The organism is Atribacter laminatus (assembly GCF_015775515.1).
Lineage (GTDB): Bacteria > Atribacterota > Atribacteria > Atribacterales > Atribacteraceae > Atribacter > Atribacter laminatus.
The window spans coordinates 1,811,308-1,827,907 of the sequence record NZ_CP065383.1; the positions used below are offsets into that span (position 1 = coordinate 1,811,308).

At 38.5% G+C, this 16,600-nt stretch carries 10 protein-coding genes and 1 pseudogene; 7 read left to right on the forward strand and 4 right to left on the reverse strand.

Annotated features, from left to right (window positions below; translation table 11 throughout):
- The first annotated feature begins 452 nt into the window (after positions 1–452).
- Positions 453–2,303, forward strand: a complete 1,851-nt coding sequence (locus tag RT761_RS08295) for a S9 family peptidase (RefSeq protein ID WP_218110956.1) — start codon at positions 453–455, stop codon at positions 2,301–2,303.
- Positions 2,304–2,348: 45 nt separating this feature from the next.
- Positions 2,349–2,861 (forward strand): peroxiredoxin family protein, encoded by a 513-nt coding sequence (locus RT761_RS08300; RefSeq protein ID WP_218110957.1) that lies wholly within the window; start codon positions 2,349–2,351, stop codon positions 2,859–2,861.
- 304 nt (positions 2,862–3,165) lie between these two features.
- On the opposite strand, the gene RT761_RS08305 is transcribed toward RT761_RS08300, so the two are convergent.
- A complete protein-coding gene (locus tag RT761_RS08305; RefSeq protein ID WP_218110958.1) occupies positions 3,166–3,969 on the reverse strand; it encodes an ATP-binding protein in 804 nt (267 codons plus the stop codon).
- Between the two features lie 153 nt (positions 3,970–4,122).
- The gene (locus RT761_RS08310) at positions 4,123–4,728 is read right to left on the reverse strand and encodes a fasciclin domain-containing protein (protein WP_218110959.1); all 606 of its coding nucleotides are present in this window, start codon (positions 4,726–4,728) and stop codon (positions 4,123–4,125) included.
- 135 nt (positions 4,729–4,863) lie between these two features.
- Here RT761_RS08310 and RT761_RS08315 point away from each other — a divergent pair, with 135 nt between their 5' ends.
- The 3 genes from RT761_RS08315 to RT761_RS08325 all read left to right on the forward strand — a co-directional run bounded on the left by RT761_RS08315 (position 4,864) and on the right by RT761_RS08325 (position 8,706).
- Complete coding sequence (locus RT761_RS08315) at positions 4,864–6,993, forward strand: Tex family protein (RefSeq protein ID WP_218110960.1); 2,130 nt, start codon at positions 4,864–4,866, stop codon at positions 6,991–6,993.
- A gap of 58 nt (positions 6,994–7,051) precedes the next feature.
- Entirely contained in the window at positions 7,052–8,263 is a 1,212-nt protein-coding gene (locus RT761_RS08320; protein WP_218110961.1) for an MFS transporter, read from the forward strand.
- Positions 8,264–8,505: 242 nt separating this feature from the next.
- On the forward strand, positions 8,506–8,706 hold the full coding sequence (locus RT761_RS08325; RefSeq protein ID WP_038961595.1) for a cold-shock protein: 201 nt from the start codon (positions 8,506–8,508) through the stop codon (positions 8,704–8,706).
- 236 nt (positions 8,707–8,942) lie between these two features.
- On the opposite strand, the gene xth is transcribed toward RT761_RS08325, so the two are convergent.
- Both xth and RT761_RS08335 read right to left on the reverse strand, forming a co-directional pair.
- Complete coding sequence (gene xth, locus RT761_RS08330) at positions 8,943–9,731, reverse strand: exodeoxyribonuclease III (protein ID WP_218110962.1); 789 nt, start codon at positions 9,729–9,731, stop codon at positions 8,943–8,945.
- Between the two features lie 24 nt (positions 9,732–9,755).
- Complete coding sequence (locus tag RT761_RS08335) at positions 9,756–11,708, reverse strand: ABC-F family ATP-binding cassette domain-containing protein (RefSeq protein ID WP_218110963.1); 1,953 nt, start codon at positions 11,706–11,708, stop codon at positions 9,756–9,758.
- A gap of 165 nt (positions 11,709–11,873) precedes the next feature.
- On the opposite strand from RT761_RS08335, the gene RT761_RS08340 reads away from it, so the two are divergent.
- Both RT761_RS08340 and RT761_RS08345 read left to right on the forward strand, forming a co-directional pair.
- Positions 11,874–13,676 (forward strand): YgiQ family radical SAM protein, encoded by a 1,803-nt coding sequence (locus RT761_RS08340; protein ID WP_218110964.1) that lies wholly within the window; start codon positions 11,874–11,876, stop codon positions 13,674–13,676.
- Between the two features lie 985 nt (positions 13,677–14,661).
- Positions 14,662–16,311, forward strand: a pseudogene (locus tag RT761_RS08345) (AMP-binding protein); the annotation flags it as partial.
- Positions 16,312–16,600: the final 289 nt, after the last annotated feature.

Consider the following 16,600-nt stretch of genomic DNA (forward strand, 5'->3'; position numbering starts at 1 on the left):
GGGGGCAAGGAGCATCCTATACGACGTGGCAATCTCATTGAGCCATTCTTTCATCCTGAGGAGGGTGGCGTTTTTTACCGAACATGGTGAGCATCTCATTTATTCCATTTCCACAATTCCACACATAATAAAAGATGATTCAAGAGATTGCCACGACCTCAAAAAATGAGGCCTCGCAATGACGACTCAAAGTTCCTTCTCCCTTGATGGGAGAAGGTGAGGATGAGGGTAAAAACCAAGATTCGACATGCCATGGCATGTCGCTACGTTAATCGAACGCAATTTATTGCGCTCCTCCAATTTTTAATTCTTTGGTAGGAGCTTGATTGATCATACCCGTGTATTTTCAGGATAGAAACTTAAAGGTTGAAAGGGCAATAGCTATTGAATTATAATAACCATCTATGTCTTTTTTAAAAGCTTTTCTTTTTTCTGAGGAGGACTACAAAACAATGAATAAAAAAAATAAAAATAATGTCAAGATACCTCGTCTACCAATGGAAAGTTTCTTTCGAAACCCGGAGAAAACGGCTTTTAAGCTCTCTCCAAATGGGAAATATCTATCTTACCTTCAACCTTGGGAAAATAGATTAAATATTTATGTAGAACGAATCGACGATGGCTCGGTTGTCCAAATAACTCAGGTTACCGAACGTGACATTGCCGGGTATTTTTGGGCGAATAATTCACGGATTACTTATTTAAAAGATACCGGTGGCGATGAAGATTTTAAATTATTTGCAGTGAATATTGATGGAACCGATTTGAAAGAATTAACGCCATTTCCTGGGGTTCGTACTGAATTAATTGATGATTTAAAAGATAACGAGAAAGAAATTCTTGTTGGTCTTAACAAAAGGAATCCTCAATTTTTTGATGCCTATCGAGTCAATGTTTATACTGGAGAAATGAATCTCATTGCCGAGAATCCAGGAAATATATCCGGTTGGATGACCGATCATGAAGGTCAACTTCGAGTCGCAGTGACAACCGATGGGGTGAATACCAGCCTTCTCTATCGGGATCAGGAAAATCAACCATTTCGGGCCTTAATTACCACTAATTTCCGCGATACCATTGCCCCGCTTCAATTCACCTATGATAATCAACGATTGTATGTTTCATCTAATTTGAGTCGAGATAAGCAAGCCATTTATGAGTATGACCCTCAGCTGAGGAAAGAAGTAAGACTGATATATGAAAATTCAGAAGTGGATGTTTCGGTTCTTTTAACATCGGATAAAAATAAAAGAATAACCGGTGTAGCTTATGTAACCAATAAACTGCATTATCACTTTTTCGATCGAGAACGGGAAGAAATCCAGCAATTTCTTGAGAAAAAACTGCCTGGATATGAAGTCTCAATAGCCAGCATGAATCGGGAAGAAGATAAGATCCTGGTTAGAACTTATAGCGATAAATCACGAGGTGCTTACTATTACTATGATCTCCATAATGGAGAATTCAAAAAAATAGTTGAAGTGAGTCCCTGGCTAAAGGAAGAATATTTAGCTGATATGAAGCCAATAACCTTCACCGCCAGAGATGGTATGGTTATTCATGGATATCTGACTCTCCCTCGAACTGATGATTCCAAAGACTTACCAGTTGTCGTAAATCCCCATGGAGGTCCTTGGGCAAGAGATGTCTGGGGTTTTAATCCGGAAGTCCAGTTTTTAGCCAATCGCGGCTATGCGGTTTTCCAAGTTAATTTTCGTGGATCAACTGGATATGGGAGGAAATTTTGGGAAGCCGGTTTTAAACAATGGGGTAGAAAAATGCAGGATGACATTACTGATGGAGTGAATTGGTTGATTCAAAAAGGAATTGCTAATGCTAAGCGGGTTGCCATTTATGGAGGTTCTTATGGTGGATATGCCGTATTGGCTGGTTTAACCTTTACTCCCGATTTGTATGCAGCTGGAATTGATTATGTCGGAGTTTCTAATATTTTTACTCTTTTGGAGACCATTCCTCCCTATTGGGAACAGGGACGTCAAATGCTTTACGAAATGATTGGCGATCCGAAAAAAGATCGTGATTTACTCCAATCAGTATCACCAGTGTTCCATGCTGATAAAATTCGGGTTCCTTTGCTAGTTGCTCAGGGAGCGAACGATCCTCGAGTTAAAAAAGCTGAATCGGATCAAATTGTTGAAGCCCTTCGGCAAAGAGAAGTTGACGTAAAATATATTGTTAAAGAAAATGAAGGTCATGGTTTTCGCAATGAAGAAAACCGGTTTGATTTTTACCGAGAGATGGAACAATTTTTAGCCAAACACTTGGATGGAATGATATGTTAGTAAAATGGTTATATTACTTAAAATGTAAAAAGGAGTGTGTTGAAGATGAAAACAATAATCAAGCTCCTTTGGTTGGCTTTAGTTTTTATCGTTCCGTTAGGAAGTTTTTCATCAGCTTGGTCTCAAAATCAAACCCAATTAGAAGATTTTCAGCTCAATGACTTTACACTAAGGACATTGGATGGTCAAGAAATTACTTTAAGTAAATTAACTGGAAAACCAGTCATGGTTACCTTTTTCTTGACAACCTGTTCTCACTGCCAAGCTGAAAGTGCAGCTCTGAATGTGGTTTATAATAAATATCATGAATCAAAGGAATTCCAGCTCATTGCAATTGCACCGCGAATGGATAGCAGAGAGAATTTGGTGAAGTTCATTGATGAATACCAAATCACTTACCCAATTCTTCATGATCAAGAGAATCAGGTGATAAAACTTTATGGGGTGATTGCAGTTCCCCATAATATTTTTATAGATCGAGAGGGAAGGGTGAAAAGAGTCATAACCGGAGGAGTTGATCTGGTGACTTTAGAAGAATCTCTTGAGGAATTATGGTAAAAAAAATGCGGATACCAACAAACCTATTTGCATATTAGCTATAAAACGGGAACTCCTCATCTCCACCCCTCCCATAACAACTTTAGAGATTATCCCGCAAGAAGCAAATGCAAAAAATCAGTTTCTCGGTATCCGCACAATTTATATTATACCATATTTTTATTTTTTCAATAATACAAAAAAATATTTTTTAAATGCTAATAATAGGTTTAAAAGTAGCTTGATTTATTTCGATCTACCAATAAAGCACCATGCCCTCTCATACCGAAACTCACGTTTTGATCCTTAAATACACTTTAATCTTTTATTTAAAAAATGCTGATGATGGGCAGCACATTTGATTGTCAATAAGCGGGGTGACCTTAAGCACTTCTTGCTTTAATATTTCTCCTTTAATGCTGATTTGATTGATTTTAACTGGAACTTTAGCACCAGATTGCAGGAGAGCATTTTGAACCATTGGAATTAATCCGCGACAACAAGGAACTTCCATATAGACAATATTTAACTCTTTTATTCTGTTCTGTCGAAAGATCTGAGCTAATTTGTCTTCATAAAGATCTACATTATCAAGTTTTGGGCATCCGATTAATAATACTTTTCCGGTTAAAAATTTTTCATGAAAAGCCGGATAAGTAAAAGGAACACAATCTGCGGCTATGACTAAACTGGCATTTTTTAAATAGGGTGCTTCGGTTGGAACCAACGTTAGTTGTACCGGCCAGTTTTCCAAAAGAGATTGGCGTTCTTTAACAGGTAAGGAGTTTACAGGGTTTTTTTGTTGAAATGAATTCCCCTTTAATGATTGAGCCATAGTTCCAGGACATCCACAAGCGGGGAGAGGTTCAGGCTGGGAAGGAGGTTGAGGTTGGAAACTTTCGTCAAAGGGTTCGGCAATTCTTTCTTCTATTTGTAAAGCGCCGGTTGGGCATTCACCAATACAAGCCCCTAAGCCGTCGCAATAGCTGTCTTTAACTAAGCGAGCTTTTCCATCAGTAATTTGAATAGCCCCTTCAGCACAGGCTAAGACACATTGACCGCATCCGTTGCATTTTTCTTTATCTATTTTAATAATATTCCTTCGAATGGTATTTCTTCCATCTACCATGGTTATCACCTCTTGCTACCATTTAAATTGGATATTTATTCAATTTTTCTATTTAGGTATAATAGTACCAGAATATATATATTTGTCAATATTAAATTTTTGACTCTCGTCCTCACCTTTCCCATCGAGGGAGAAGGAGCTCTAACTCATTACTTACTGGAGTTGGGACCAGCGGACTTTCCAGGGTATGAGCACGGAATCAATGGTATAGATGTTTCCATTAATGGTTTCATAAGCATCACGAAGAAATTCTGCGTTTATTTCACTTAATCCTGGAGCATCATTTATTGCTAACAAAACCTTAGGGTCTTCTTTACTTTTCATCAAAAACATAGTTGATCCACTTAAGAGCGTTTTTAAGGTGAGTTTACTTCCTGGGAGATCTCGCCAGGTGATTCGATAAGGAACCAGATGATAGGTGAGAATAGCAGCAAGTATGGAGCGATTTTCCGGATTAAAAAGTGCTTCAAAGGTTTTTTTAGATAAATTTTTAAAAGCATCATTGTTTGGAGCAAAAATAGTTATATCGTTCGCTTCTTTCAGAGAATTGAAAAGGCCAGCCTTATCGATGAGTTGCAGTAAAATGGTAAAATTTTCATCGGTAGCTAAAACATCAACCATATTGGTTTCAATCCTTTGAGTAGATGGGTTAAATCTACGGTTACGGCTAAAGGCTAAAGGAGAAGCGAACGAGAAATGAATCAAGAGGATTAACACGATAAAAATTAACGAAATTGGAGAATATCTTTGTTTGGTCATAAATTCTAATCCTCCACAGCATTTGATATTATATTATTCCTATTCAGCATATTCGAAAAGGTTCGTTTCGAAATGAATGAATAATTAGGTTAAAATGTAACTCGATAATCTACTGAAAACCGGGAGGAAAGACCGTTGAGCGATCATATCAAAAAAATAGCCGTAGAACTGAGTATAGATGAAAAACAAGTGAGCGCGGTTGTTGAACTTCTCAATCAAGATGCCACTATTCCCTTCATTGCCCGTTATCGAAAAGAAGTAACCGGCAGTTTAGATGAAGTAGTCATAACTGAAATACGAAACCGAATGGACCGTCTTCTGTTATTAGAAAAAAGAAGAGAGGCTATATTGAGTGCTATGGAAGAAAGAGGGCAGCTTACCGATGAGATTCGTGAAAATATGGAAGCTGCCGAAACCCTTACCGAATTAGAAGACCTCTATTTGCCCTTTCGACCGAAGCGACGAACTCGAGCAACTATTGCCCGGGAAAAAGGCTTGGAGCCTTTAGCTGAAATTCTCCTTAAACAGGAAGAGGAAAACCCTGCTGGAATTGCAGAAAGATTTCTGGATAAGGAGAAAGGTGTCACCTCGGTCGAAGAAGCCTTGAACGGAGCTAAAGATATAGTTGCAGAGCGGATTAATGAAGAACAAGAAGCGCGAAAAGCGCTCCGAGAATTATTTCTTACTCAAGGGATTATTCGCTCCCATGTGATAAAAGGAAAAGAGAACGAAGGAATAAAATATAAAGATTATTTTAATTGGGAAGAATCCATAAAAAGCATACCCTCGCATCGACTTTTGGCAATCCGGCGCGGTGAGAAAGAGATGTTTTTATCTCTTCGGATCCTTCCTCCGGAAGACATTGCTCTATCGCTCTTGGAGTCCTTTTTTGTTAAAGGAATCAATCCTTCTTCATTAATTGTAAAAGAAGCCTGTCAAGATTGTTATAAAAGACTGATGGCTCCATCATTAGAAAATGATGCCCGGTTAATCAGCAAAGAAAGAGCTGATCGAGTAGCCATTGAAGTCTTTTCTGAAAATCTTCGTCAATTGTTGTTATTTCCGCCACTTGGGCAAAAAAGGATTTTAGCTATTGATCCAGGGTTTCGAACCGGTTGTAAGATGGTGTGTCTCGATAACCAGGGGAATTTATTGCAACATGATACCATCTATCCCCATCCTCCTCAGGAAGACATTGAATCCGCTGGAAAACTGGTTTTAAAGCGGTGCCTGGAATTTAATATCGAATGTATTGCGGTCGGGAATGGAACAGCCGGGAGAGAGACCGAAGCTTTTCTGCACAGTATAGAAGGATTATCACAAATTCCAATTGTTATGGTCAACGAAAGCGGTGCCTCGGTTTATTCTGCATCTGAGGTTGCTCGAAAGGAATTTCCTGACCAGGATGTGACGGTGAGAGGAGCAGTATCAATTGGCAGACGGTTAATGGATCCTTTAGCCGAATTAGTTAAAATTGATCCAAAATCAATTGGTGTGGGACAATACCAACATGATGTTGATCAGGCTGAGCTTAAAAAATCTTTAGATGATGTTGTCATGAGTTGTGTAAATAGTGTTGGGGTGGAAGTGAATACCGCCAGCAAAGAGCTACTGAGTTATGTATCTGGACTTGGTCCCCAATTAGCCCAAGCAATAGTTGATTATCGGAGCCAAAATGGTCCTTTTCGTTCCCGAGAACAGTTAAAAAAGGTTCCTCGCTTGGGTCCTAAGGCATTTGAGCAATCAGCAGGATTCTTGCGAATTCGAAATGGAGAGAATCCTCTTGATGCCAGTGCTGTTCACCCAGAGAGTTACTACATCGTTGAGCAAATGGCTACTGATTTGGGGGTTTCAATAACCGAGTTGATTGGGAAAAGCGATCTTGCTGAAAAAGTTAATCTCAATAATTATGTAAATGATATGGTTGGACTTCCAACCCTGCAGGACATCCTTGCTGAGCTTTCTAAACCAGGACGGGATCCAAGGCAGCATTTTGAGTTTTTTCAGTTTGCCCATGGTATAAATTCTATTGAAGATCTTGAAATAGAAATGAAGCTTCCTGGTGTGGTAACCAACATTACTGCCTTTGGAGTTTTTGTAGATATTGGAGTTCATCAGGATGGTTTGGTTCATATTAGTCAGTTATCCCAGAAATATGTTAAAAATCCAGCCGAGGTGGTGAAAGTTCATCAAAAAGTGATGGTTAGAGTTATTGGGATAGACCAACAGAGGAAAAGAATCAGTTTATCAATGAAAGATTCTTGATGATCCTATTGGTCAATGATAAAATCAAAGAAAGTCATTTAAAGGATAATATGGATTGTTGAAAAAAACTACCTCCAATTCTTTTTTAACTATCGCATCTTTCGTAGGAATGATGACAATAGGAATGACATACGGATCGTTAGGGGCTTTACTGGTTCCGATTGCTCAGTTTTTCCATACTAAGTTGATCTCAGTAGGATATCCTATGGTGTTTTTTTCTCTGGGATTTTTAGTGGGAACCCTGTTGGTCTCAGTAGCCTGGCAGATTCGACGGGCTCGTTTGTTTTTAACTTTTTTTTCTTCAATCAATATTTTTGCCTTATTGTTTATTTATGCGATCCATCCCAATCTTAATGTGGTATTAATTTTCTTGTTGATATCCGGAATGGCATCGGCTGTCATACATTCGGGATTAGATTCCTTTTTTGCAGAAATATATCCAAAGAATCGAGCGAAAATGCTCAACATTTTACATGTATTTTTTGGGTTGGGTGGTTTCTTAGGTCCATTTGTTATCAGCTTGATTTTATCAGCGAACATTTCCTGGTACCTCATTTTTTTGCTCATGGCTTTGTTATCGATTCCTTTGCCGCTTCTTTATTCCCGGAAATCACCATATCAAAATTTGGAATTTGTTCCAATGGAAAAAGAAGCTCCCCGTTCAGCAGCTAAAACAATTTTTTTTAAGCCTTTATTTTGGATTACCATGGGATCAATGTTCTTTTATGTAGCAACCGAAACCGCTATGACCTCCTGGACTTCAGTTTTTCTAACCGAGGTACGGCAATTTTATCCAGCAGTAGGGAGCTTTGGCGTCTCCTTAGTTTGGTTGACAATAATTTTAGGTCGGGTTTTCTTTTCTCGATACCTTAAATTTCACAATCTTTCGTTTTTTTTAATTATCTCATCACTTTTGAATATTTTTTTTATTTTTATGTTTTTTTTCCTGAAACAGATTGAAATGGAGTTTCTATTTCTAATCATCAGCGGACTATTGCTTTCCTTTATGTACCCTGGTTTGTTAGCTCAAGGGGGTGATCTGTTTCCGTATCAGATAGGATATGTAATAGGAGCGATGGGAGCCAGTGGCACGATTGGTTCAATCATTACTCCCTGGATTTTAGGACCTTTATCTGAAAAATTTTCTATGGCTCGAATTGTTTTCTTGCTTCCGGTTTTAAGTTTGATTACTGCCTTATTCTTGATAACAATACATCGTTTTCGCTACTCAACTTATAATTCTGCAATAAATCCTCAGATTGGCCAGTAGCCAAGATACTTGTAAAAGAGAAAATTCTCTTTGAGAAAGGATCAATTGTGCCAAATAAGTAATACATTACATTTGATTTTTTAAGAAAAAGGAGAAAAGATTAGAATGCAATTCATGAATTTATTTAAAATTATTTGAAGAAGCCTTCGTTTTCCATTGACAAACGGGTTTTTAGGTGATACTATCCTTGCACAGCTTGCAAAAGCTAATACATGTTTCAATTTTTGGAGGTTTAAGTTTAAATGGCAACTGGTAAAGTGAAATGGTTTAATGCATCAAAAGGTTATGGTTTTATTGAGTCTGATCAGGGTGGGGACGTTTTTGTTCATTACTCAGCGATCGAAGGTAATGGTTTTCGTACTCTTGAACAGGGACAGACGGTAGAATTTGAGGTTCAACAAGGGGCAAAAGGACCGCAGGCAGCAAAAGTTAAAAGAATATAACTGAGTGTATAATATTAATTTGCCCGAAAAGCCCTGGAGTTTCTCCAGGGCTTTTTTGTTTGGTGAAGCATAGAAAAAATACATTCACAATAAACTGTATATTGGATCCGCATGTCACTTGTTGGCAGTAGATAAGTAGGAAAAAATAGAGCTGCCCCCGCATCTGAATCCTCTCCCACCAAGGGATAGGGAAGAAGGAAAAATGAAAAAAGAAGGAGATGAGAGTGAAAATTTCATCAATTCAACTGGAAACTAGCGACAACTGGCGTGTGGTCAGAAGGTTTTTCCCATCCCCGCGGTTCTTTATCAATATAGCAATCGATGGCAGATTTGGCTAATAAAGGGGTACAGAGGATATGGTCAAGCCGCCAACCGATATTGAGACGAAAAGAATTTCTTTCCCGATAATCCCAAAAGGAATATTCACCTGGTTGTGAGTTAAATTGACGAAAAAGATCGATCAAGCCCCAATTGACGGTATTGTAATAAATTTTACGAACATCTTCATGGAAACAAACATGATTCTTTTTTTCCTCAGGGTTGGCTACATCAGCAGCAGTTGGGGCGACGTTCATGTCACCAACCCAAACCAAAGGATCTTCAAGAGAGAAGTCATTTTTTAACCAATTATGTATTCTTTGGAAAAATCTCATCTTATATTGATAGTCAAGATGATCAATTGATTTTCCTTGAGGGATATAAGAATTCAAAAGGAAAAATTGAGGGGTTTGAATCAGGAGTAAACGGGTATCGGCAAGGGGATCCTCATCATCTTTAAAACCAAAATGAACTTTGATTGGTTCAAAACGAGTTGCTACTGCAACTCCATTGTATGCTTTTTGTCCTCGATAGATAATTTGATATCCAAGGTCATGAAAAAAGCTCACCGGGAAGAGTTCATCGGTTACTTTCGTCTCCTGTAAAGCTAATAGATCTACAGGATTTTTATGAAGCCATTGTTCTAATATTGAAAGACGGGAACGAACTGAATTTACGTTAAAAGTAGCAATTTGGATTGATTTCATAAGCCCTCCTTTTAAATTTTTTATTTATTCTTCTTCTTTGGTATTGAGTCGATCCATTTCTTCAGCTATGGTTTCCCATTTTTGCATGAGGATGGTGAGTTCTTGGTTAATTTCTTTAAGTTCTTTCATTAATGTTTGAACTTTTCCTGAATCAGTTAATATTGATGGATCACATAAGAAAGATTCATTCTCGGATTTTTTCTTTTCAAGTTGCGAGATGGCATTTTCAATCGGTAATAAACGACTTTGGATTTCTCTTTTTTTCCGGGAAAGGAAGTTTCTGGCTTCAGCTTCAATCCGTCGAATTTCCCGTTTTTTAGATTGAGCTGTCTTTTCTTTTCCCGACTGGTCTGAGTCATCAGAGGAGAGAGCTTGTCGTTGCTCTCTTTTTTCGTTGTAATAAGAATAATTCCCGGGATATTCGTAAATTTTACCGTCTCGAATTTCGATAACTCGCTCAACTAAATTGTCAAGAAAATATCGATCATGGGAAACGATGAGGACAGTTCCGCTGTATTCCATTAAGGCTTTCTGAAAAAGCTCGTTGGTACTCATATCCAGATGGTTGGTCGGTTCATCAAGAATTAAAAAATTGGTTTCGTTCATGAGAATTTTTACTAAAGTTAACCGTGCTTTTTCTCCCCCAGATAAAACCGGAATCGGTTTATAAATATCATCTCCGGAAAAAAGAAAAGCTCCCAAGAGGTTTCTTTTTTCGACATCAAGCATTTTAGAAGGGATTGAACTGATTTCTTCCCAAATAGTATGAGAATAATTGAGATTTTGAGCACTTTCTTGAGAAAAGAAAGCAATTTTTACTCTGTCACCGTAAGTAATTTGACCGGAGGTAGGAGATTCGATACCTGATATTATTCTGGTGAGGGTTGATTTTCCAGCTCCATTCACCCCAGCAAGGGCTACTTTTTCTTCCCGATAAAGAGAAAAATTGATATTGTTAAAAACAAAACGACCATCAAATTGTTTGGATAAATTTTCGACTTTAAGAACTTCCAAACTGCTTCTTCCACCGGGAGGAAAGTGGATTGACACTGGTTTGGCTTCTTTCTCAATTTCGACCAGATCGAACCTTTCTAACATTTTAATTCGACTTTGAACTTGGGCTGCTTTAGTCGCTTTATAACGAAATCGTTCAATATAGGCTTCGGTCTTTTCGATTTTTTTTCGCTGAGTTTCAGCTTCTTTTTCAATGAGTAAACGTTTTTGATCTTTTTCTTTTAAATAGAAGGAATAATTCCCATGATAGAGGTTCAATTTTCCATTAAAAATTTCAAAGGTTAATTGGGTAATTTTATCTAAAAAACGCCGATCATGGGAAATGGTAACCAGCGTGCCCGGATAATCCTCGAGATACTTTTCCAGCCACTCCATATTTTCAGTATCAAGATGATTGGTTGGTTCATCAAGTAACATGATATCAGGATTCGAAAGAAGAATTGAAGCTAAGAGTATTTTCATCTTCCAACCGCCGGAAAACTCGGTACACAACTTATCGTAGTCTTTTCCTTCAAAACCTAAACCATGCAGAACTTTTTTGGATTTTGCTTCAAACGAGTATCCATCGAGGATTGAGAAGAGGTGCGAAGCTTCCTCATATTTTTTTAAAAGATTTTTATATTGTTCAGATTGAGGATCGGTTAAAGACATTTTATACTCACAAGACTTGAGGGTAGTTTCAATAACTTTTAAACCAGTAGCATTTTTTAAAAAGTCAATGATGTTGATTGGTTCTAATTCCACTAAATCCTGAGGAAGATACCCAATTGTTTTATTTTTAGGAATTTCTACCAAGCCGCGATCGGGAGTTAGTTTCCCAAGAATAATATGGAAAAGAGTTGTTTTGCCGGTGCCATTATTGCCAACCAAGCCAATACGGTTTTTTTCATTGATCGAAAAAGAAAGACCATTAAATAGTGGCTTTCCGTTAAAGCCGAGATAAATATCTTGGAGTTGTATCATCTCTCGCAATTCCCTATGACCATGATAAAATAACAAATACTCATTATATCAACTATTTGACTTAATGCCCAAAGTGAACTCAGTATAATAAAATAAATTACATTCTCTCTATTTACCGTAGGAGCTTAATTTATCAAGCCCATTTGAATTAATCGAGGAAAATTTATGAAAAATTTCTTACCAACCACTAAAAGCGAAATGAAAACCCGAGGATGGGATGAACTGGATTTTATCCTGGTTTCAGGAGATGCCTATGTTGATCATCCCTCCTTTGGAGCGGCTATAATATCCCGTTATTTGGAGAGCCGCGGCTATCGGGTGGGGCTATTGCCTCAACCTCGCTGGCAGGATACTCGTGATTTCATCAGCTTAGGTAAGCCGCATTTAGCTTTTTTGGTCACTGCCGGAAATCTCGATTCGATGGTGAATCATTATACCGTAGCAAAAAGAAAAAGATCTAAAGACGATTATTCACCGGCGGGAAAAACCGGCTTTCGACCGGATCGGGCAACTATCGTCTATTCTCAGAAAATCCGCGAAGCCTATGGAGATATTCCGATCATATTGGGAGGCATCGAAGCCAGCCTGCGACGTTTAGCCCATTATGATTACTGGGATAATCGGTTACGACCTTCACTACTTCTTGATTCTGGTGCTGATCTAATCGTTTACGGCATGGGAGAAAAGGCGATCGAGGAAATTGCCGAGGCTTTACAGGGTGGATTGGATATCAAGGATATAATCTACGTCAATGGAACAGTTTTTAAAACCAATAACCTTCAATATGCTTATCAACCCATTATTCTCCCATCTTATCAGGAAATCAAAATATCAAAAGAAAAATTTGCTGAAAGTTATATCATTCAATATCATAATCATAATGCGTTTCAAGGGAAAGTTTTAGTTGAACCGACCGATAACCTCTATATCGTTCAAAATCCACCGTCCGTGCCTCTTACTCAGAAAGAAATTGATGAAATTTACTCGTTTCCATATATGCGAACGTATCATCCTCGTTATGAAAAATTGGGAGGAATACCGGCAATCAAGGAGGTACGATTTAGTGTAACTAGCCACCGAGGTTGTTTTGGAGGATGTAGTTTTTGTTCGTTGAGTTCTCACCAGGGGAGAATTATCCAATCTCGAAGCCAGGAATCTATTCTGAAAGAAGTCGAAGAACTCACCCACCTTCCCGATTTCAAAGGATATATCCATGACGTAGGAGGACCAACTGCTAATTTTTTTCATCCCGCCTGTCAAAAACAGCATGATCAAGGAGTCTGCGAAAAGCGTCAATGTTTATTTCCTCGTCCCTGCAGTCAATTAATTGCTGATCATCACGATTTTCTTGAACTGCTAAAAAAGATACGTCAGATTCCTGGGATAAAAAAGGTTTTTATCAGATCTGGTATTCGGTTTGATTATCTTCTGGCTGATCAACATGATACTTTTTTTGAAGAATTGTGTATTCATCACGTAAGTGGACAGCTCAAAGTTGCCCCAGAACATGTTTCAAACCAAGTCCTGGAAAAAATGGGGAAACCAGGTAAAGAAGTCTATGATCAATTTGTTAAAAAATATTTTGAGATCAATAAAAAGCATCATCTCAAACACTATTTGGTTCCGTATTTTATGTCCAGCCATCCTGGGTCTGACCTTAAAACCGCCATCGAATTAGCTGAATATGTCCGAAATATGGGGTATAATCCCGAACAGGTTCAAGATTTCTATCCCACCCCCGGAACTCTTTCCACTGCCATGTATTACACTGAGCTCGATCCGCGTACCATGAAAAAGCTTTATGTTCCTAAATCACCCCACGAAAAAGCTCTGCAACGTGCCCTCATTCAGTACCGCCGCCCTGAAAATCACCGCTTGGTCAAAGAGGCTCTTCTCAAAGCCGGCCGATCTGATCTGATCGGTTATGGGAAGAAATGTCTCATTCGACCAAAAGCAAAAATATATTGAAAGTAACTCAATTAAAGGATTATCCAAAGGTACTTCAAATTATCTTTATTTGTGCTCGCTAAAATAGCCTTGGTTAAAGAAAAAGAAAGTAGAAATCATCAAAATAGAGATTGCTCCGTCGTCCAACCAAAAATCGATTGGACTCCTCGTGGTGACGAATTTAGAAAGGGCATGATAAATCAAGCCCCTACAGAAAAATTTAAAATGTTGAGACAAAAGTTATTGCATCCGATTAACGTAGCGACCTGCCATGGCATGTCGAATCTTGGGTTTCATCCTCATCCTGACCTTCTCCCATCAAGGGAGAAGGAACTCTGATTCGTCATTGCGAGGAACGGAGTGACGTGGCAATCTCTTGAGCTTAATCTTTTTTATTCTTCTCCCTTTGGATAATGGGAGAAGGTTTGGGATTCGATTGGTTTCCAAAAACTCAAATCCCCCTTACCCCCTTTTCTAAAGGTGAAGATTGAATCTTATCTTGAAAACCCATTTGCGGGCATGATAAATCAAGCCCCTACAAAAGAATATTTTTATGTAGGGGCGACAATTCATTGCGCCCGTTCTTTATTTAATGTAGCGACATGCCATGGCATGTCGAATCTTGGGTTTTCTTCCTCATATTGTTTAATTAATTGATATAAAGGTTTATCTTGTAAATGCAGGAATAAGTGAAAAGTGATTAAATAAGAATGAAAAAGGCACACCCCCCTTAAATCCCCCCTCAATGGGGGAATAAACTCAACAATTCCTCTCCTTGGAGGGGTGCCGCTTTAAGGCGGGGAGGGTGTTTTTTTCTTTTTACTTGTTATCCTGAGATCAGATAAAGAAAAATGAATAAAAGATGAGATTCTCACGTCGTCCGGTATAAAAAACACCGGACTCCTCAGAATGACAAAAAGAAATCCTCCCTCATTCCCCCTTTCCCTTACTTGTGGCATAATATAATTTTGTGCAAGGTAGCAATTTATATAGTGTGAGGTGTTTCATGAGGGCTCCAGAATATGCAGTTGGAAAAATCACCGTTGGACAGTTGGTCGATTTGATGGCAAAAAATTTAGGAGAAAGAGATGCTTTAGTCTATCACTCTACCGGCATTCGATTAACTTATCAGCAGTTTAAAGAAAGATGCGATCAAGTTGCCAAAGGGTTCATGGCGTTAGGCCTTAAGAAAGGATCCAATATTGCCATCTGGGCAAATAATGCAGTTGAATGGGTATTGACTCAGTTTGGGAGTGCCAAGATGGGAGGAATTTTAGTAACAGTCAATACGCAATATCGATCCTTTGAGCTGGAATATCTCTTGAAACAATCAGATTCATCGACATTGGTTTTGGTTGATGGAGTCCACCAACCGAGAGATTATTTTGATATGGTTTATCAGCTTTGTCCAGAATTGAAAACTTGTCAACCAGGCCAGTTAAAATCGGAAAAATTTCCATTTTTAAAAAATGTTATTGTCATTGGAGAAGAACGAATGCCGGGAATGTTCCGGTTTGATGATTTATATGAGTTATCGCGACAAATATCGGATGAGGAATTTCAGAAGAGACAGGCAGAAATTACCCCAGATGATGTAGTGAATATGCAATATACTTCAGGGACGACTGGATTCCCCAAGGGAGTTATGCTGACCCATACCAACGTCATTGGTAATGCCAAAAGTCAAGCAGATTGTCTCAATTTTACTCCAGAAGACAAGCTTTGCATTACTGTACCCTTTTTTCATTGCTTTGGATGTGTCATGGGAACTATGTTGTGTGTCTCCTCGGGAGCAACTATGGTTCCAGTGGAAAGTTTTCGAGCTCGAAGGGTTTTGGAAGCCATTCAAGATGTTCAATGTACAGCAGTTCATGGCGTTCCTACTATGTTTATTGCTGAATTGGAAGAAATGAAAAAAACCAAATTCGATCTTACTTCATTGAGAACTGGAATCATGGCCGGGTCACCCTGTCCAACCGAGGTTATGAAAGCAGTCGTTGAAGAAATGAATATGAGAGAAATCTGCATTACTTATGGTTTAACTGAATCTTCACCAGGAATTACTATGACTCGTACAACCGACCCCTTGGAATTAAGGGTGAGTACAGTAGGTCGACTGCTTCCCGGAGTCGAAGTGAAGCTCATTGATCCTATTACCGGTGAAAAGGTAGGGCTTAATCAACCTGGGGAACTCTGTACTCGAGGGTATCACGTCATGAAGGGTTATTACAATATGCCTGAGGAGACTCAAAAAGTTATCGAACCTGATGGATGGCTTCATTCCGGCGATATCGCTACAGTCGATGAAAATGGATATTATCGAATAACCGGTCGTTTAAAGGATATGATTATTCGAGGTGGTGAAAATATTTATCCCCGAGAAATTGAGGAGTATCTCTACCTCCACCCAAAAGTTAAAGATGTCCAAGTTGTTGGAGTCCCCAGCCGCTATTATGGCGAAGAAGTGGTGGCTTTTGTCCAATTAAAACCTGGCGAAGAATTGACTGAAATAGAAGCTAAGGATTTTTGTTGGGATCGCATATCAAGGTATAAGATCCCTTCCTATTTCTTTTTTGTTGAAAATTTTCCAACCACAGCCAGTGGAAAAATTCAAAAGTTTAAGCTTCGTCAACAAGCCGTAAAGTTGTTAGGTTTAGAAGAGGAACGAGAAATAAAATTTCTCACCAAAAAGAATATCGAACTCGATATTAACGGAAAAGACTGGCAACGCATTCGAACCTTTATGGAAAAAGAAATATTGCCGGTTGGAGTAGATATTGAGGTATTGGATCGTGCAAACTTAGCGCTCCAAGAATTTTATCAAAAAGTTACTGAGTTACATTTAGCAAAAGCCAATATTGAAGTTATGTTAATAATAGATAAAAATTCCTTGGACGTCGGCATTCGATACGAAGGAGAGCTTCTGGAATTTCCCTTGGAGAAGC